The following is an 18090-nucleotide window of genomic DNA, read 5'->3' as shown; positions in this document are numbered from 1 at the left end:
TCTTCCGCATGCTCAGACTCTGCGCATCCCCTGCGTGCTGATGCGCGGCGGCACCTCGCGTGGCCCGTTCTTCCTGGAAAGCGACCTGCCGAGCGATCCGGCGGCTCGTGATCGTGTCTTGCTCGCAGCGATGGGCTCGCCGCATCTGCTCCAGCTCGACGGGCTCGGCGGTGGCAATTCGCTGACCAGCAAGGTCGCGATCGTCAGCCGCTCCAGCCGGCCCGACGCCGATGTCGACTATCTCTTCGCCCAGGTGGCGGTCGAGCGCGCCCATGTCGATCTCAGCCCGAATTGCGGCAACATGCTCTCCGCTGTCGGCCCCTTCGCGATCGAGGCCGGCCTGGTCCCGGCGGTCGATGGCGAGACGGTCGTGCGCATCCACAACCGCAACACCGGCGCGCTGATCGAGGCGGCCGTGCAGACTCCGGGCGGCGTCGTTGCGTATGACGGTGCAACCGCGATCGACGGGGTCGCCGGCACGGCGGCCCCGATCAGGCTGAGTTTCCTTCAAGCCGTCGGCTCCAAGACCGGCGCATTGCTGCCGACCGGCACCGCCCGCGAGGTGATCGACGGCGTCCCGGTGACGCTGATCGACTACGCCACGCCGATGCTGCTGCTGCGGGCCGCCGATCTCGGTCTTTCCGGCGACGAGACGCCGGCAGAGCTCGACGCCAACGGAGCTCTGTTGGCGCGGCTGGAGCAGCTGCGCCGCGAGGCCGGCCGCCGTATGGGCCTCGGCGATGTCGCTGGCCGTGTCATTCCCAAGGTCGGGCTGCTCTCGCAAGCGCGCCGCGGCGGCGGCGTGACCTCGCGCTATTTCACGCCGGATCGCTGCCATCGCAGCCATGCCGTGACCGGTGCGCTCTGCGTCGCCGCCGCGAGCCGCATCGCCGGCAGCGTCGCCTCGGAGATGCTGAGCCTGGAGACCGGCTCGCTGGTCACGATCGAGCATCCGAGCGGCGCCATTCAGGTCGACCTTGCGCTCGACGCCGCCGGCCGGGTGACCCGCGCCAGCCTGGTGCGCACCGCGCGCCGCATTTTCGAAGGAAACGTCATCGTCCCCGCAAGCACGATTCTCGCGCTTGCAGAGAGGGCGGAAACGGGAGGAGAACTGACCCATGACGATCACGCGCCGCCATCTCTGCAGCCTGATCACAGCCGCCGCGGCCAGCGCCTGCCTGCCTGAGTTTGCGCACGCCCAGGCCGCCTTCCCGGACCGGCCGATGAAGCTGCTGGTGCCCTATGCTGCCGGTGGCGGCACGGACGCGATCGCGCGCCTCGTTGCGCAGGGGGTTGGCGAGCGGCTCGGCCAGTCGCTGGTGGTCGAGAACAACGGCTCGGCCGGCGGCAACCTCGCCACGGCCCAGGCGGCTGCAGCCTCGCCCGATGGCTATACCGTGCTGATGGCCAATCAGGGCCCGATGGTGGTCAATCCGCATCTGTTCAAGAATGTCCGGGTCGATCCGCTGACCGCCTTCGACCCGCTGACGCTGATCTCCGCCGCGCCGCTCGTCGTGGTCGTTGCGGCGGGATCGCCGCACAAGACGCTGGCCGAGCTCGTCGGTCAGGCCCAGAAGAACCCGGGCAAGCTGACCTATGGCTCGGCCGGCAACGGTTCCGCCAGTCATCTGGCGACGGTATTGCTGGCGCAGACTGCGCAATTCGAGGCCGTGCACGTGCCCTATCGTGGCGCCGGACCGGCGCTGACCGATCTGCTCGCCGGCAATAGCGACTTCATGATCACCACCGTGCCGTCCGCGCTCGGCTTGATCCATGGCGGCAAGGTCAGGGCGCTGGCGGTGACCGGCACGGCGCGCGCCAAGCTCTTTCCCGAAGTGCCCTCAGTCTCCGAGAGCGGCTGGCCGGACTACGAGGCGACGGCCTGGTACGGCTTCGTCGTGCCCAAGGGCACCCCGAAGGATGTCGCGGCGAAGCTGCGCCAGGCGACGGTCGAGGCCATCAACAGCCCGCTCATCCGCGAGCGCCTGCAGAACGAAGGCGCCGAGCCGATCGGCAACAAGCCGGAGGAGTTCGCCGCGATGATGGAGGCTGAATCGCGCCGCTGGGCCGGCATCATCAAGCAGGCCCGCCTCGCCATCAATTGAGGCGCGTCAGGCGATCCGCTTGTCGGCGGAATCGCAGAGATCGGCGACGACGCAAGCTTCGCAGGCCGGGCGCAGCGCCTTGCAGGTGTAGCGTCCGTGCAGAATGAGCCAGTGATGCGCGTGCCGGCCGAACTCGGCCGGCACCGCCTTTTCCAATCCAAGCTCGACGTGCAGCACGTTCTTGCCGGGCGCGATGCGCAGGCGGTTGGCGACGCGGAAGACATGGGTGTCGACCGCATGGGTGATTTCGCCGAAGGCGATGTTGAGCACGACATTCGCGGTCTTGCGGCCGACGCCGGGCAGGCTCTCCAGCGCCTCGCGCGCGGTCGGGACCTCGCTCCCGAACTCGGCGATCAGCTTCTCCGAGAGCGCGATGACGTTCTTTGCCTTGTTGCGGTAGAGCCCGATCGTCTTGATCAGTTCGCGCACCCGGTCTTCGCCAACGGCGAGCATCTTTTGCGGTGTATCGGCGAGCTCGAACAGCTGCTTCGTCGCCTTGTTGACGCCGGCATCGGTCGCCTGTGCCGAGAGCACGACGGCGACCAGCAGGGTGAAGGCGTTGATATAGTCGAGCTCGCCCTTTGGCTCAGGTCTTTGCTGCCGGAAGCGGCTGAAGATCTCGTAGACCTCGGCGGCGCTGCGTGGCTTCGGATCTGTGATCCGTGTGGGCGGCGGGCTGCGGCGTTTCGCACTGTTCGGCACGGGCATTGCGGCGTTATAATCTGCGAATGACCTTGGGCAAGCCCAATTGCGACGTTGCAGCCGAAGCGGCCGAGCGGCCGGTCTTCGACGCGACGATCACGCCGTATCGCTCACTCGGTCAGGATAATTTCCGTATCGTGATGACTTTGGTCTGCATGACCAGCGTCGCTGCCTCGATCCCCTTCATGGTGCTCGGCGCCTGGCCAGTCGCCGGCTTCTTCGGGCTCGACCTGCTCGCGCTCTACATCGCCTTCAAGGTTAACTTCAACGCGGCGCGCGCCTTCGAGCGCATCATTGTGACACCGCTCGAGGTGCTACTGCGTAAGGTCTCGCATCATGGCCGCGAGAAAATCTGGCGCTCCAACCCCGCCTGGACCAAGCTCGAGCGCGAGGATGACGAGGATTACGGCCTGCTCGCGCTTTCACTGGTTTCGCGTGGGCAGCGGACCGTGGTCGCTTCCGCGCTCTCGCCGCAGGAACGCGAGGGCTTCGCGCAGGCGCTCGGTACAGCGCTCGCCAAGGCCAAGCGCGGCCCGGATTTCGAGCCCGCCTGAGCATGGCCGCGACGATCATCCCGCTGATCGCGCTGGCGGTGATCGTGGTTGTGCTCGGCGCCACCTTGCGGGCGACGCTGCGCAAACCAGGCCCGGCATCGGCGGCGCAAGTCAGCGATGGCGAGGCGAGGGTTCGCGCCTACGGCCTTGTGCTGCGCGACAAGCTCGATCGCGCCTTGTTCGGCCCTGTGTTGGCGGGTCAGGTCTGGGACCGCGTGATGACCTGCCAGGTCGGTGAAGGCCTGATCCACGAATTCCACCGCGATTTCTGCGGACACGGACTGATCCGCACTGAGGCCGGCATCAAGCTTTGCGACATCCTGGACGGCTATCATCCGGGCGAGGCGATCGCGGAATGGCGCTCGCGCGAGGCCTTCGCCGCCTTCTTTGCCGAGCAGTCTGACTATAGCTGCAGCGGCTGGGACGAGGGCTCGCCGGTCTTCTTCACCAGCGACGAGTGGCATCGCAACAATCAGCGCCTCACCCGCGAGAAGCTGCTGCGATTCCTGGCGGGGCCGCTACCGGCCTGAGCCGCACTCAACGCAGTCGGGCAAGCCAGACAGTATGCCCGCCGCAGCTCGCATCCTCGGCGATATGGTCGACGACAATGAAACCGTTCTCGTGCAGCAGGGCGCGGTATTCGGCTGGGGCGAGGCTGGCGTGATAGAGCGGCTCGCCCTCGAACGTGCCGACCGCCTCGCCATGACCGGGACCGCTGGTGAAGAGCAACGCCGTGCCTTCGGCCGCATGGTCCCGGAAAATCGGGAACATCCGCCGTTGAGCCTCATGGCCGAGGTGGAAGAAGCTGTCCCAGGCGATCAGCCCGTCGAAGCACTGGCCGAGCGCGAGCGAGCGCATGTCGGCGACTTGCCAGGCCTGCTCTGGAAAGCGCTCGCGGCAGAGCGCGATCAGTGGCGCCGACGAATCAATGCCGGTCACCGCGCAGCCGCGTGCGATGAGATGCCGGGCGATCGGCTCGCCCATGCCGCAGCCGATGTCGAGGACCGAGGGGCTTGCCGGCAGCAGCGACAGGAAGCGGTCGAGCCAACACGCTTCCATCAGCGATCGGCCGCGCTGCTGGTCGTAGGCGGCGGCATGACGCTCATAGAGCGAGCCGATGGCGTCGGCGGAACTGGTCATCTCCGGACTCTATGCGCCCTCGATGGTGAAGACGAGCTTGTCAGCTTTCGGGTGGGAGACGCATGCTGACATGACTAGCTTCGTGAGCATGAGAGATCAGATCGCGAGGATAGAAAGATGAACGCTCACTTCAGAACTGCGATGAAACCGATCACCGTCTCCAATGCCGTGCTCGCCCGCGCCGCCGAGGCCATGCCTTCGGAGGCCGATTTTCCGGCGGCAGCGCCGGGCTCGGACTACGATACGGTGCGCCGCATCCTGTCCTACATCACCAACAACTGGCGCCAGCAGCCGACGATCGAGGCGATCGCCGATGCCGCCGGCGCGACCCCGACCGATGTGCATCACCTGTTCCGGCGCTGGTGCGGGCTGACGCCGAAAGCTTTCCTGCAGGCGATCACGCTCGACAACGCCAAGGGGCTGTTGGCCTCCTCCGCCAGCATCCTCGACACCAGCTTCGAGGTCGGGCTCTCCGGCCCGGGCCGTCTGCACGACCTCTTCGTCACCCATGAGGCGATGTCGCCGGGTGAGTGGAAGACCGGCGGCGAGGGTTTGCGACTGTCCTATGGCTTCCACACCTCGCCCTTCGGCGAAGCGCTGATCGTGGTGACAGAGCGTGGCCTCGCCGGTCTCGGCTGGGTCTCGAACAGCCTCGACGGCGGCAAGGTCATCGGCGGCCGGGCCGAGGCACTGGCCGACATGATGCGGCGCTGGCCGCATGCGGATTACCGTTTCGATCCGCAGGCGACGAAACCCTATGCCGCCCGCATCTTCGAGCCGGGTAGCTGGTCGCCGCAGACGCCGCTGCGCGTCGTGTTGATCGGCACCGATTTCGAAGTTCGTGTCTGGGAGACGCTGCTGCGGATTCCGGTTGGCTGCGCCACCACCTATGGCGACGTCGCCGGTCATATCGGCAAGCCCTCGGCGGCCCGCGCGGTCGGCGCGGCGGTCGGCAAGAACCCGATCTCGTTTGTCGTTCCTTGCCACCGCGTCATCGGCAAGTCGGGTGCGCTCACCGGCTATCATTGGGGCCTGACGCGCAAGCGCGCCATCCTCGGCTGGGAAGCCGGGCAGGTCGCAAGCGGCCAGGCCGCCTGAGCCGAAATCTACTGAATGGCTGGAGCGGGTGCCGCAGCAGGTGGGGGCGCCCGTCTCGCCGTGGCCGGACGCGGTTTCGCCGTCTCGGGCTTCGGCTCGGGCAGGCCGAGCCGGGAGCGGATCGAGGCGGCCCGAGCCTCGGTCACGCGAGCGCCGCAGAAACCATGCGAGCCCTCGCGCTGGAAGTCGCGGCAGATCTGCTCGCGCTCCGAGGAGAAGCCGGCCTGCTCGCGCGCGATGGACCTCTGCTCCGGCAGATCAGCCTTGGCCGAGAGCGCGCGAAAACCCTCTCGGACAGCTGTCTCCGCCTTGCTGCGCTCGCCGTCGATCTCCTTGGCGCGGGCGGGAAGCGTGCGCACATCCGGTCCCCAGACGCCGCGAGGATCGATACGGCAGGCGGCAGCTTCAATCACGCAGGGCTGCTCGGGCTCGACCACCAGGAAAGCGCCCTCGAGCACGTCGAAGACGATCGGGCAGGCGGGGGCCTCGAGCTTGTAGCGCGCCAGCCCCGCCGGCTTGCCGAGCGAGGTCACCGGCACAGGCGCGTCGCCGAACGAGATCGCACAGGGTTCGGTGAGGTTGCTCGACTGGAAGCCCTCGGCACGCAGTTTCAGGCCATAGCCACTGCCGGTCTTCTCCAGCGTTGCTTCGCCGAAACCGCCATTACGGCGCAAGGTCTTGCCAAGGATTGAGTCTTCGCCTGGGATCTTGATCGCCGGCATGGTGCGCGGGCGCGGCGTTGCCGGCCCGCTGGTGGAAGCTGGTGCCGACTGCTGGGCGCCGGGCGCATTGAAGGGCTGGGCACCCGGCAACTGCAGCGGCTGCGCCAGAGCCCCGCTCGCAAGGCCGAGCCAGGCCAGCGCTGCGCCGGCGGCGAGACGATGGGCGGTCGGGCGGCGAGTCGTGGTCACGGCTGGTTCCCGTTGGCGCAAGGTTCTTTTGAATGAATTGGCCGAGCTTGCTGCGCAAGAGCACGAAGGCAACACTTATCCAGAATGGTCAGTCCTGCGAATTCTGTGCAGGACATCGCTCAAAGCCGATTCTTAATCCGGCTCCGTGCCTTGCAAGCAGGGCGTCACCCTCCCTATATACGCCGCCAAGCGGTGGTTTTGATGACCATCGGGGCCGGATTGCGCCAGGCACGAGCATTGACATGCGAGCGCTGAAACGCGGGACCGGTCGATCTTTATTCTAACCGGCGGCCGAACCGGGCCGGGGCCAGCGCCTCGTTCCGTCACTTCGCTGCCAGACGTGGATATCCCGGGTTCGTTCGCCGCGGAAGGTGGGGGCGACCTGGGGCCATGGGCCGGAGGACGGCGCCTCGTGCGCGGGCTTCCGGCGATCTGCTAAATCGAAAGGGATCCCATCCATGGGTAAAGTAATCGGTATCGACCTCGGAACGACCAATTCCTGCGTTGCAGTGATGGAAGGGTCGACGCCCAAGGTCATCGAGAATTCGGAAGGCGCCCGCACCACGCCGTCCATCGTCGCCATCACGGATGACGGCGAGCGTCTGGTCGGCCAGCCGGCGAAGCGCCAGGCGGTCACCAATCCGGAGCGCACCTTTTTTGCCATCAAGCGCCTGATCGGGCGCACTTTCGACGATCCGATGACCAAGAAGGACATCGATCTCGTCCCCTACAAGATCAAGAAGGCCCCCTCTGGCGACGCCTGGGTCGAGGCCGACGGCAAGGACTATTCGCCCTCGCAGATCTCCGCCTTCACGCTGACGAAGATGAAGGAGACCGCGGAGGCCTATCTCGGCCAGCCGGTCACCCAGGCGGTCATCACCGTCCCTGCCTATTTCAACGACGCCCAGCGCCAGGCCACCAAGGATGCCGGCCGCATCGCCGGCCTTGAGGTGCTGCGCATCATCAACGAGCCGACCGCGGCTGCGCTCGCCTACGGCCTCGACAAGAAGCAGGCCGGCACCATCGCGGTTTATGACCTCGGCGGCGGCACCTTCGACGTCTCGGTCCTCGAGATCGGCGACGGCGTCTTCGAGGTGAAGTCGACCAATGGCGACACCTTCCTCGGCGGCGAGGACTTCGACATGCGCCTGGTCGAGTACCTGGCGGAGGAGTTCAAGCGCGAGCAGGGCATCGACCTGAAGAAGGACAAGCTTGCTCTGCAGCGCCTGAAGGAAGCTGCCGAAAAGGCCAAGATCGAGCTCTCGACCACCGCGCAGACCGAGATCAACCTGCCCTACATCACGGCGGATGCCTCTGGTCCCAAGCACCTCGCCATCAAGCTTTCGCGCGCCAAGTTCGAGAGCCTGGTCGATGACCTGATCCAGCGCACCATCGAGCCTTGCCGCAAGGCGCTCAAGGATGCCGGACTGTCGGCGGGCCAGATCGACGAGGTCGTCCTGGTCGGCGGCATGACCCGCATGCCGAAGGTCCAGGAGGTGGTGAAGCAGTTCTTCGGCAAGGAGCCGCACAAGGGCGTCAACCCTGACGAGGTCGTCGCCATCGGCGCCGCGATCCAGGCCGGCGTGCTGCAGGGCGATGTCAAGGACGTGCTGCTGCTCGACGTGACTCCGCTGTCGCTCGGCATCGAGACGCTGGGTGGCGTGTTCACGCGCCTGATCGACCGTAACACCACGATCCCGACCAAGAAGAGCCAGGTCTTCTCCACCGCCGAGGACAATCAGGGCGCGGTGACGATCCGGGTCTTCCAGGGCGAGCGCGAGATGGCGGCCGACAACAAGATGCTCGGCCAGTTCGACCTGATGGGCATTCCGCCGGCTCCGCGCGGCATGCCGCAGATCGAGGTGACCTTCGACATCGACGCCAACGGCATCGTCTCGGTGACGGCGAAGGACAAGGCCACCAACAAGGAGCAGCAGATCAAGATCCAGGCTTCGGGCGGTCTCTCCGAGGCCGAGATCCAGAAGATGGTCAAGGACGCCGAGGCGAACGCTGCCGACGACAAGAAGCGTCGCGAGGTGGTCGAGGCCAAGAACCAGGGCGAGAGCCTCGTGCATTCGACCGAGAAGTCGCTGAAGGACTATGGCGACAAGGTTTCGGAAGCCGACAGGGGCGCGATCGAGACCGCGCTCGAAGCCCTCAGGACTGCGTTGACCGGTGAGGACGTCGAGGCGATCTCGTCGCGTACCAACGAGGTGATGCAGGCGTCGATGAAGCTCGGCGAGGCGATGTATGCCGCCAGCCAGGCCGAAGCGAACGCTCCCGAGGGCGCCGCTGCCGAGGAGCCGAAGAAGGACGACGTCATCGACGCCGACTTCAAGGACGTCAGCGACGACAAGGGCGACAAGAAGAAGAGCGCCTGAACGCGCTCGTCATCGACCGTGACGGAATGGCCGGGCTTGACCCGGCCATTCCATTAAGGCGATGGCGTCGGCAGGACATGACTCGCCGGCCTGTGCAGAAGGCGCAGGGCGGCGCAGGGGCAGCTGGTTGAATGTCGAAGCGCGACTATTACGAGATACTCGGGGTCTCCCGGACAGTGACGGAAGTCGAGCTCAAGGGCTCCTTCCGCAAGCTCGCCATGCAGCATCACCCGGACAAGAATCCGGGCGACAAGCAGGCCGAGATCAAGTTCAAGGAGATCAACGAGGCTTATCAGATCCTCTCGGATGGCCAGAAGCGCGCGGCCTATGACCGCTATGGTCATCAGGCCTTCGAGAACGGCGGCGGGGGCGGCGGCCCGGCGGACATGTCGGATTTCATGTCCGACATCTTCGAATCCTTCTTCGGCGAGGGTCGTGGCCGCGGCCCGCGCGGCGCCAATGCCCGCGAGCGCGGCGCCGATCTGCGCTATAATCTCGAGATCGGCCTCGAAGACGCCTATGCCGGCAAGAACGAGACCATCCGTGTGCCGACTTCGATGGCCTGCGAGGTCTGCTCCGGCACCGGCGCCAAGGCGGGCTCGAAGTCGCGCCAGTGCCCGACCTGCGGCGGCCATGGCCGCGTTCGCGCCAGCCAGGGTTTCTTCTCGGTCGAGCGCACCTGCCCGACCTGCAATGGCCGCGGCGAGATCATCGACGATCCCTGCACCGGCTGCCAGGGTGCCGGCCGCGTCACGCGCGAGCGTACGCTCTCAGTCAACATCCCGGCCGGCGTCGAGGACGGCACCCGCATTCGCCTCGCCGGCGAAGGCGAGGCGGGCTTGCGCGGTGGGCCAGCGGGCGACCTCTACATCTTCCTTTCGATCAAGCCGCACGCGATCTTCCAGCGCGACGGCGCCGATCTGTTCTGCCGCGTGCCGATCGGCCTGACCTCGGCCGCGCTCGGCGGCGAGATCGAGGTCCCGACGCTGAACGGTGAAAAGGCCCGGGTGAAAATCCCCGAGGGCACCCAGACCGGCAAGCAGTTCCGCCTCAAGGCCAAGGGCATGAGTGTGCTGCGCTCGCGCGAGATGGGCGATCTCTACATCCAGGTCCTGGTCGAGACGCCGCAGAAGCTGACCGCCCGCCAGCGCGAACTGCTGATGGAGTTCGAGCGTGAGAGTTCGGGCGCCACCCATCCCGAGACCGCCGGCTTCTTCGGCCGGGTCAAGGATTTCCTCGGCGGCCTAGGCGGCGCGGCCTGATACGAAAAAACGGGCGCCTTGCGGCGCCCGCCTTTTTCTGATCGTGGCCGACCTTGCGGTCAGGCCTTGTCGATCACTTTCTTGACGGCGTCTTTGGTCTTGCCGATCGCCTGCTGGGCTTCGCCCTTGCGTTCCTGCGCGATGCCCTCGGCCTGCAGCCCGGGCTTGTTCAGCGCCTTGCCGGCGGCCTGCTTGACGTTGCCGGCGGTTTCGTTGGCCATGCCCTTGATCTTGTCGGCGGTGCTGCCCATGGACGTTTTCCTTTTCGAATGACGCGAATTCGGCGCGGTAGCGCCGGTTCGGTGGAAGAACGTTGCCGCCAACTTTTGGTTCCGCCGCTCAGGCGGGCGCATTTGCCTCCGCGATTGCCCGCAGAGCTTGGCCTGTCGCCTCGTCTGCCGGGAAGAACGTCTCCAGCGCCAGCTCGGACAGTGTGACATCGACCGGCGTGCCGAACACGGTCGTGGTCGAGATCAGCGAGAGCACGGTCTCGCCCAGCCGCAGCTTCAAAGGCACGACGATTGGCGGTTCCGCCTCATCATGCGCCTTGCCCTTTGTCGTCGGCGCGGCCGGGACGGGATAGCTCAGCAACTCAGTCAGCAGCTCGGCGAGCAGCGGGTCGGCCGTGGCGCGGATCTGCTGGCGCAGCCTTGCGATGAGATGGCCGCGCCATTCGGTGAGGTTGATGATCGCCGGGGCGAGCCCGCGCGGATGCAGGCTGAGCCTGAGCACATTGACCGGCGGGTGCAGCAGGTCGGCGTCCTCGACCAGCGTCAGCAGCGGCGCGATCATCGCGTTCGCCGCGAGCAGGGTCCAATGCCTGTCGACCGCCACCGCAGGGTAAGGCTCGTGCCCCTTGAGCAGGAGATCGATCGCGCTACGCGCCGCCTGCAGGCTCGGGTCCTCCAGCGAGCGTTCGAGATAGACCGGCGCATAGCCGGCCGAGAGCAGGAGCGCGTTGCGCTCGCGCAATGGCACGCCGAGATGCTCGGCGAGGAGCAGGACCATGTCCCGGCTCGGGACCGAGCGGCCGCTCTCGACGAAGCTGAGATGCTTCTGCGAGATCTCGGCTTCGAGCGCGAGGTCGAGCTGGCTGAGACGGCGCAGCTGGCGCCAATCGCGGATGAGATGCCCGATCGCGGGCTGCTGGTGCTTGTTCATGGCAGGCAAGCTAGCCGCAGCCGGGGCGCCTTCCAATTACCTCTCGCTTAATCGACGGGCCGCTCAGGCTTCGTCAGCATGGCTCCCATCAGCAACCGCCCCGGACAAGACGGGGCCTGAACCGGAGAACAGTCATGGCTTTCATCCAGTCCTCGCGTTTCCTGCGCAACGCCCTCGCTCTCGATGCCGCCGCCTGCGCCGGAACCGGCCTGCTGCTCAGCGTTGGCGCCGGCTCGCTCTCCGGCCTGCTCGGCTTCCCCGCCGAGTTCCTGCGTGGTGCAGGCCTGGTGCTCCTGCCCTGCGCTGTGCTGCTTGCGTTCTTCGCCAGCCGGACGAGCCTGCCGCGGCTCGCGGTCTACGCCGTGATCGGCGTCAACATCCTCTGGGTCGCCGACAGCGTGCTGATCCTGGTCGCCGGCTGGTTTGCGCCGACCACGCTCGGCATCGCCTTCGTCCTGGCCCAGGCCGCGGCGGTGGCCGTCGTCACCGAGCTCGAGGTGATCGGCCTGAAGAAGTCGGTCGTCGATGCGGAGAATGTCCAAACCGCACACTGACTGCTCGGGCCCCTTTGTCACGCCGCTGCGGAACGGTCCGCAGCGGCGTTTGCTTTGCGACGGCTTGTCACGAAACTGTCGCCTGTGCTCACTAGCCGGAAGGCCTGCCTCCTCCCTGCGGAACAGGACCGTCCCATGCGCAAACCTCTCGTCCTTGCGGCTCTCGCGACGCTCCTTGCTGGCGGCACGGCGCTCGCCGAGCCGAACTTCAACCGCATCGCTACCTTCCAGGTGCCGCTGAACCTGCCGGCTGACCGCGACGCGAAAAAGAAGACGGTCTCGGAGATCATCACCGCCAACGAGGCCGGAACGCTGCTCGCCTATACCGACGCCGAGCAAAAGGCGATCGGCCTCATCGACATCACCACGGCGAGCGCTCCCAAGCCCGCCGGCTTCATCCCGGTCGGTGGCGAGCCGACCTCGGTCGTCATCCTCGGCGAGCGCGCCTTCGCCGTCGTCGTCTCGTCCGGCGACAACTTCAAGGAGCCGGCCGGCCATCTTGCCACCATCGACCTGAAGACCAGGCAGGTCGCGGCGACATGCGAACTCGGCGGCCAGCCCGACTCGATTACCCTGACCAAGGACAAGGGCAAGCTCGCCATCGTTATCGAGAACGAGCGGGACGAGAAGCTCAACAAGGGCGACCTGCCGCAGCTTCCCGTCGGCAACCTCACGCTGATCGGCATCAAGGGTGGCGAGGCGGATTGCGCCTCGAAGCAGGTCGTCGATCTCACCGGCATCGCCGCGGTCGAACCGACCGATCCGGAGCCGGAATTCGTCGACGTCAACCAGGACGGCCTCGCCGTGGTGACGCTGCAGGAGAACAACCACCTTGCCGTAGTCGATACGAAGACGGGCAAGCTCGTTGCGCATTTCCCGGCAGGCACCGTCGATTTAAAAAATATCGACAAGACCCGCGACGGCCAGATCAAGCCGACCGAGGAATTGAAGGGCGTGGCGCGCGAGCCTGACGCGGTGCGTTGGTTGGACAATGACCGCTTCGTCACCGCCAATGAGGGCGACTGGAAGGGCGGCTCGCGCGGCTTCACCATTTTCCGCAGGGACGGCACGGTTGAGTTCGATTCAGGCAACATGGTCGACCAGATCGCCATCCGCCTCGGCCACTATCCGGAGCGCCGCTCGGCCGCCAAGGGCAGCGAGCCCGAGGGTATCGAGGTCGGTACCTATAATGGCGAGCGTCTGTTCTTCGTCGGGCTGGAGCGTGCCTCACTCGTACTCGTCTTCAAGGACGAAGGGTCGGGCAAGGCTCCACGCTACCTGCAGGCGCTGGCCGGTGCGATCGCGCCGGAAGGCCTACTCGCCATCCCGCAGCGCAATCTCTTCGTCAGCGCCTCCGAAGCCGATCTCGGCGAGAAGGGCGGGCCGCGCTCGGCCGTGACCATCTATGAGCGCAGCGAGGGCCCGGCCACCTACCCGACCATCGTCTCGGCCGATGTCGACGGCGTCCCGCTGGGCTGGGGTGCGCTTTCCGCTCTCGCCGCCCATCCCGAGCTGCCGGGCCGGCTCTTCAGCGTCACCGACAGCGCCTATACGCCTTCGCGCATCCTTGAGATCGACGCGACCAAGAAGCCGGCGACGATCACCGGCGCGCTCACCGTGACCAAGGACGGCAAGCCCGCCGCCTATGATCTCGAGGGGGTTGCGACCCGCCCCGGCGGCGGCTTCTGGCTCGCTTCGGAAGGCGCGCCGGAGCGCAAGGAGAAGCCGACCCAGAACCTGCTGCTGCGTGCCTCGGCCAAGGGCGAGATCGAGGAGGAGATCGCCCTGCCGGAGGAGTTCGCCGCCAAGGCGACCAATCAGGGCTATGAGGGCGTCGCCGTCACCGGCACCGGTCAGGACGAGACGGTCTGGATCGCTGTCCAGCGCGAGTGGAAGGACGACCCCAAGGGCAAGGTCAAGATCCTGACCTACAAGCCCTTCACCAAGAGCTGGAGCATCCTCTACTATCCGCTAACGGCTCCCGCTGCCGGCGCCTGGATGGGCCTCTCGGAATTGACCTATCTCGGCGACGAGACTTTCGCGGTGATCGAGCGCGACAACCTCTTCGGCGCCAAGGCGGTGAAGACGCTGGCGACCTTCTCGGTCAAGGGCCTGAAGCCGGCGCCGTTCGGTTCGTCAGAGGTCCCGACGGTCGAGAAGAAGCTGCTGCGCGACCTGACGCCGGAGCTGATGAAGCTCGGCGGCTACGGGCTCGACAAGGTCGAGGGCATGGCAGTCGACAAGGCCGGCGAGCTCTTCGTCGTCACCGACAATGACGGCGTCGACGATTCATCCGGCGAGACCCAGTTCTTCGCCTTCGGCAAGATCGCGAAGTAGGCAGCCCGTCCAAGAAAAAGCCGGCGAGCTTGGCTCGCCGGCTTTCTGTTTGAAACCTCACAGCGAGCCCAGGCTCGCTGTGAGGTCGAAGTTCAAGAGCCTTACAGCCCGAGCTTCTTCTTGCGCTGGCCGAGCGTGCGCAGGCGCAGCGCGTTGAGCTTGATGAAGCCGGCGGCGTCGCGATGGTCGTAGGCGACCGCGCCTTCCTCGAAGGTGACGAGGTCCTGGTCGTAGAGCGAATAGGGGCTGGAGCGGCCGATGACGTGGACGCCGCCCTTGTAGAGCTTGAGCCGCACCTGGCCGGCGACGAACTCCTGGCTCTTGTCGATCAGCGCCTGCAGCATCTCGCGCTCCGGCGAGAACCAGAAGCCGTTATAGATCAGCTCGGCATATTGCGGCATGATCTGGTCCTTGAGATGGGCGGCGCCGCGGTCGAGCGTGATCGACTCGATGGCGCGGTGCGCGACGGCGAGGATCGTGCCGCCGGGCGTCTCGTACATGCCGCGGCTCTTCATGCCGACGAAGCGGTTCTCGACCAGGTCGAGCCGGCCGATGCCATTGGCGCGGCCGAGTTCGTTGAGCTTGGCCAGCAACGTCGCCGGCGAGAGCTTGACGCCGTCGATCGCGGTCGCATCGCCCTTCTCGAAATCGATCGAGATCACCGTCGGCTTGTCGGGCGCGTCCTCCGGCGAGATCGTGCGCGAATAGACGTAATCCGGCACTTCCTGGGCGGGGTCTTCCAGCACCTTGCCCTCCGAGGAGGCGTGCAGCAGGTTGGCGTCCACCGAGAACGGCGCCTCGCCGCGCTTGTCCTTGGCGATCGGGATCTGGTGCTGCTCGGCGAAGGCAAGAAGCTGCTCGCGCGAGCGCAGGTCCCATTCGCGCCAGGGCGCGATGACGACGACGTCGGGCTTCAGCGCATAGGCGGTCAGCTCGAACCGGACCTGGTCGTTGCCCTTGCCGGTCGCGCCGTGCGAGATCGCGTCGGCGCCGACCTTCTCGGCGATCTCGATCAGCTTCTGGCCGATCAGCGGGCGGGCGATCGAGGTTCCCAGCAGATAGACGCCTTCATAGGCGGCATTGGCCCGAAACATCGGGAAGACGTAGTCGCGCACGAATTCCTCGCGCAGGTCCTCGATATAGATGTTCTCTGGCTTGATGCCGAGCAGCAGCGCCTTGTCGCGGGCCGGGCCGAGCTCCTCGCCCTGGCCGAGATCGGCCGTGAAGGTCACGACCTCGCAATTATAGGTGGTCTGCAGCCACTTCAGGATGATCGAGGTGTCGAGCCCGCCGGAATAGGCGAGCACGACCTTGTTGACGCGCTTGTCGGCCATGGACTTCAGTTCCTGCAGTGGCGGCACGACGGATCGTGCACAGTGTGAGAATGCGGCTTAGCCGGCCGCATTTCGGACGTAACCGGGCACTATCGCAGGGTTTGGGGCGACGCAATCGGAACCTTCTGATCGATTACGCGTCGTCGTTTGATGGATCGCTGTCGGTAACGCGTTTGCGGCTTCTGGCTTGCGGGTCGATTCGCGGGGGCGGAGAATCGATCCAGTTTTTTTAAGCCGCTCCCGCGCGGAGGTTTGATGCCGAATCGTCCTGTTCTGGATTTCTGGTACGAGTTCGCATCGACCTATTCCTGCCTGAGTGCTTTGCGGATCGAAGAGCTGGCCGATGCAGCCGGCGTCAGCGTGCGCTGGCGGCCCTTCCTGCTCGGCCCGATCTTCGCCGCACAGGGCTGGACCAACTCACCGTTCAACCTCTACCCCAACAAGGGCCGCTATATGTGGCGCGACGTGGCGCGCCGTGCGGCCCGTAGCGGGCTGACGATCACGCGCCCGGAGACCTTCCCGCAGAACTCGCTGATTGCAGCGCGGTTGGCGCTCGCCGGCCGCGAGGCCGGCTGGATGCCTACTTTTTCCAGGGCACTGTTCCGTTCCGAGTTCTGCGAAGGCCGCAACATTGCCGAGGAGGCAGTGCTGAGTGCTGCCCTCCGTGAGGCGGGTGCCGACCCCTCCGCCGCCTTTGCCACCTCGCGCAGCGAGGAGGTCAAGGGCCGGCTCAAGGCCGAGACCGAGCTCGCCAAGTCGCTCGGCATCTTCGGTGCACCGACCTTCGTCACCGGCGATGGCGAATTGTTCTGGGGCGACGACAGGCTGGAGGAAGCACTCGCCTGGGCGAAGGACGGGCGCTAGCTGCCCGCAGGCGGCGCTGGCCGCGACCATGGGCCGTGTGCGGCCGAAGTCTCGGCGATCTCCGGCAGCGTCTGGCGCTCGCTGATCTTCGGCGGACCGGGGGGCGCTTCCGGCGGCAGGCGCCCGCCTGCGGTCTGCACCAGCGCCTGCACCCGCTTGGTGACGGAGGGGTGGGTCGAGAACAGGTCGGCGAAGTCGTCCGGGTCGTTCTCGAAGCACATGTCCATCACGCCAGACGGGACATTGTCGATATCGGCACGGCCCGAGATCTTGAGCAGCGCCGAGATCATCGCGTCCGGATTCTTGGTCAGTTCGACCGCCCCGGCATCGGCCAGGTATTCGCGGGCCCGCGACAGCGACAGCCGGATCAGCACGGCGAGCAGCCAGGCGACGGCGATCACTGCGAAGCCGAGGATGATCGCGAAGGCGCTGCCCTTCTTGTCGCCATCCGAGGAGATACGAACCCGCCCGAGATTGCGGAACAGCACCTCGCCGACGAAGGAGATGATGCCGGCGATCACCACGGCGATCACCATCAGCCTGACGTCGCCATTGCGGATATGGGTCAGCTCATGGGCGATCACCGCTTCGATCTCGGCGTCGTTGAGCTGTTCGATCAGGCCGGTGGTCAGCGTCACCGTGAACTGCTTGTCGTTGACGCCGCTGGCGAAGGCGTTGAGCGCGTCGCTCTGGATGATGGCGAGCTTCGGCGTCACCATGCCGCGCGAGATGCAGAGATTCTCCAGCATCCGGTAGAGCTTGGGCTGCGCCTCCCGCGTCACGCCCTCGGCGCCCGAGACCGCCTCGATCAGTCCGACATTGATCCTGAAGCCGATGAAGACCCAGGCGGCGGTGCCCAGCGTGATGAAGGGCAGCCAGGCCCAGAAGCGCTGGCCGACGAAGTTCAGCACCGTGCGTCCGCGCGGCACGCCGACATAGCCGTAGCCGACCAGCATCACGCCCCAGACGGTGAGATAGACCATCAGGAAGAGCCCGATGATCAGGGCGATCGACCGGGTCCGGTTGTTGCGCTGATGGGTATAGAGCCCGAAGGCTTCCCCCGGCATCGCCGCAGCTCCGCTGTGACGCCCGTTGCAGGCGCGATCAGAACTTCACGGTCGGCGCGACTTCGATCTGCGCCCGCGTCTCTTCGCCGACATCGAAGAATTCGCGCGGAGAAAAACCCATCTGCGGCGCGAAGAACACGGCCGGGAAGGCCTGGATCGCCGCGTTGAACTCGCTGACCGCGTTGTTGAAGAAGCGCCGCGCCGCCGCCAGCTTGTCCTCGACATTGCCGAGGTCCTGCTGGAGCTGCTGGAAGTTCGCGCTCGCCTTGAGGTCGGGATAGGCCTCGCCCAGCGCCAGCAGGCGCCCGACCGCGCCGGTCAATTGCTGCTCGGCCGCCGCCTGGTCGTGCGGGCCGGATGCGGCCTGCGCCTGGTTGCGCGCCTTGATCACCGCGTCGAAGGTTTCCTTCTCGTGGCTGGCATAGCCCTTCACGGTCTCGACCAGGTTCGGGATCAGGTCGTGGCGCTGCTTCAATTGCACGTCGATGTCGGCGAAGGCCTGGTTGACGCGCTGGCGCATCGCGACGAGGCCGTTATAGGTCATGATCAGCCAGACCACGACGACGACGATCAGTCCAAGGACGACCCAACCCATGGTGTTCTCCTTCGGCACAGGCGAT

Annotated in this window: 18 protein-coding genes; 10 read left to right on the top strand and 8 right to left on the bottom strand. The window is 66.2% G+C overall.

Translation table 11 applies throughout. The features are described 5' to 3' along the window. Positions 1-40: 40 nt before the first annotated feature. Both BLM15_RS16905 and BLM15_RS16900 read left to right on the top strand, forming a co-directional pair. A complete protein-coding gene (locus tag BLM15_RS16905; RefSeq protein ID WP_126116226.1) occupies positions 41-1186 on the top strand; it encodes a 4-oxalomesaconate tautomerase in 1146 nt (381 codons plus the stop codon). After that, positions 1119-2105, top strand: coding sequence for a Bug family tripartite tricarboxylate transporter substrate binding protein (locus BLM15_RS16900; protein ID WP_126113844.1), 987 nt, complete (start codon positions 1119-1121; stop codon positions 2103-2105). The genes BLM15_RS16905 and BLM15_RS16900 overlap by 68 nt, the downstream gene beginning before the upstream one ends. Positions 2106-2111: 6 nt before the next feature. Here BLM15_RS16900 and nth read toward each other — a convergent pair whose 3' ends face one another. Next, on the bottom strand, positions 2112-2813 hold the full coding sequence (nth, locus tag BLM15_RS16895) for an endonuclease III (protein WP_126113843.1): 702 nt from the start codon (positions 2811-2813) through the stop codon (positions 2112-2114). Between the two features lie 20 nt (positions 2814-2833). Between nth and BLM15_RS16890 the strand changes: the two genes are divergently transcribed. Both BLM15_RS16890 and BLM15_RS16885 read left to right on the top strand, forming a co-directional pair. Beyond that, the gene (locus BLM15_RS16890) at positions 2834-3361 is read left to right on the top strand and encodes a DUF2244 domain-containing protein (RefSeq protein WP_126113842.1); all 528 of its coding nucleotides are present in this window, start codon (positions 2834-2836) and stop codon (positions 3359-3361) included. A 2-nt stretch (positions 3362-3363) separates the two neighbouring features. After that, complete coding sequence (locus BLM15_RS16885) at positions 3364-3891, top strand: hypothetical protein (protein ID WP_126113841.1); 528 nt, start codon at positions 3364-3366, stop codon at positions 3889-3891. Positions 3892-3898: 7 nt separating this feature from the next. Here BLM15_RS16885 and BLM15_RS16880 read toward each other — a convergent pair whose 3' ends face one another. Then, positions 3899-4501, bottom strand: a complete 603-nt coding sequence (locus BLM15_RS16880; RefSeq protein ID WP_126113840.1) for a class I SAM-dependent DNA methyltransferase — start codon at positions 4499-4501, stop codon at positions 3899-3901. Positions 4502-4693: 192 nt separating this feature from the next. Between BLM15_RS16880 and BLM15_RS16875 the strand changes: the two genes are divergently transcribed. Next, the gene (locus tag BLM15_RS16875; protein WP_126116225.1) at positions 4694-5599 is read left to right on the top strand and encodes a methylated-DNA--[protein]-cysteine S-methyltransferase; all 906 of its coding nucleotides are present in this window, start codon (positions 4694-4696) and stop codon (positions 5597-5599) included. An 8-nt stretch (positions 5600-5607) separates the two neighbouring features. Here the strand turns inward: BLM15_RS16875 and BLM15_RS16870 are convergent, their stop codons facing one another. Next, positions 5608-6510 (bottom strand): hypothetical protein, encoded by a 903-nt coding sequence (locus BLM15_RS16870; RefSeq protein WP_126113839.1) that lies wholly within the window; start codon positions 6508-6510, stop codon positions 5608-5610. A gap of 458 nt (positions 6511-6968) precedes the next feature. Here BLM15_RS16870 and dnaK point away from each other — a divergent pair, with 458 nt between their 5' ends. Further along, positions 6969-8891, top strand: a complete 1923-nt coding sequence (gene dnaK / locus BLM15_RS16865) for a molecular chaperone DnaK (RefSeq protein WP_126113838.1) — start codon at positions 6969-6971, stop codon at positions 8889-8891. Between the two features lie 131 nt (positions 8892-9022). Further along, entirely contained in the window at positions 9023-10153 is a 1131-nt protein-coding gene (gene dnaJ, locus BLM15_RS16860) for a molecular chaperone DnaJ (RefSeq protein WP_126113837.1), read from the top strand. Positions 10154-10212: 59 nt separating this feature from the next. Here the strand turns inward: dnaJ and BLM15_RS16855 are convergent, their stop codons facing one another. Next, positions 10213-10404, bottom strand: coding sequence for a CsbD family protein (locus BLM15_RS16855; protein ID WP_126113836.1), 192 nt, complete (start codon positions 10402-10404; stop codon positions 10213-10215). An 88-nt stretch (positions 10405-10492) separates the two neighbouring features. Beyond that, positions 10493-11314 (bottom strand): helix-turn-helix domain-containing protein, encoded by an 822-nt coding sequence (locus BLM15_RS16850; protein ID WP_126113835.1) that lies wholly within the window; start codon positions 11312-11314, stop codon positions 10493-10495. A gap of 134 nt (positions 11315-11448) precedes the next feature. Here BLM15_RS16850 and BLM15_RS16845 point away from each other — a divergent pair, with 134 nt between their 5' ends. Then, a complete protein-coding gene (locus BLM15_RS16845; RefSeq protein ID WP_126113834.1) occupies positions 11449-11868 on the top strand; it encodes a hypothetical protein in 420 nt (139 codons plus the stop codon). A gap of 135 nt (positions 11869-12003) precedes the next feature. Next, positions 12004-14205 (top strand): esterase-like activity of phytase family protein, encoded by a 2202-nt coding sequence (locus BLM15_RS16840; protein WP_126113833.1) that lies wholly within the window; start codon positions 12004-12006, stop codon positions 14203-14205. A 101-nt stretch (positions 14206-14306) separates the two neighbouring features. On the opposite strand, the gene BLM15_RS16835 is transcribed toward BLM15_RS16840, so the two are convergent. After that, a complete protein-coding gene (locus tag BLM15_RS16835; protein WP_126113832.1) occupies positions 14307-15539 on the bottom strand; it encodes an argininosuccinate synthase in 1233 nt (410 codons plus the stop codon). 255 nt (positions 15540-15794) lie between these two features. Between BLM15_RS16835 and BLM15_RS16830 the strand changes: the two genes are divergently transcribed. Further along, positions 15795-16403 carry a 2-hydroxychromene-2-carboxylate isomerase gene (locus tag BLM15_RS16830; RefSeq protein ID WP_126113831.1) on the top strand — a complete coding sequence of 203 codons (609 nt, stop codon included), beginning with the start codon at positions 15795-15797 and terminating at the stop codon, positions 16401-16403. Here BLM15_RS16830 and BLM15_RS16825 read toward each other — a convergent pair. Both BLM15_RS16825 and BLM15_RS16820 read right to left on the bottom strand, forming a co-directional pair. Continuing rightward, entirely contained in the window at positions 16400-17470 is a 1071-nt protein-coding gene (locus tag BLM15_RS16825) for a M48 family metallopeptidase (protein WP_126113830.1), read from the bottom strand. The two genes, BLM15_RS16830 and BLM15_RS16825, sit on opposite strands and share 4 nt — an antisense overlap. 37 nt (positions 17471-17507) lie before the next feature. Beyond that, positions 17508-18065, bottom strand: a complete 558-nt coding sequence (locus tag BLM15_RS16820) for a LemA family protein (RefSeq protein WP_126113829.1) — start codon at positions 18063-18065, stop codon at positions 17508-17510. Between the last annotated feature and the right edge of the window lie 25 nt (positions 18066-18090).

The sequence above is a fragment of the Bosea sp. Tri-49 genome (assembly GCF_003952665.1).
GTDB lineage: Bacteria > Pseudomonadota > Alphaproteobacteria > Rhizobiales > Beijerinckiaceae > Allobosea.
Note: the sequence above shows the minus strand (reverse complement) of the source record. Positions and strands in the feature narration are given on the sequence as shown.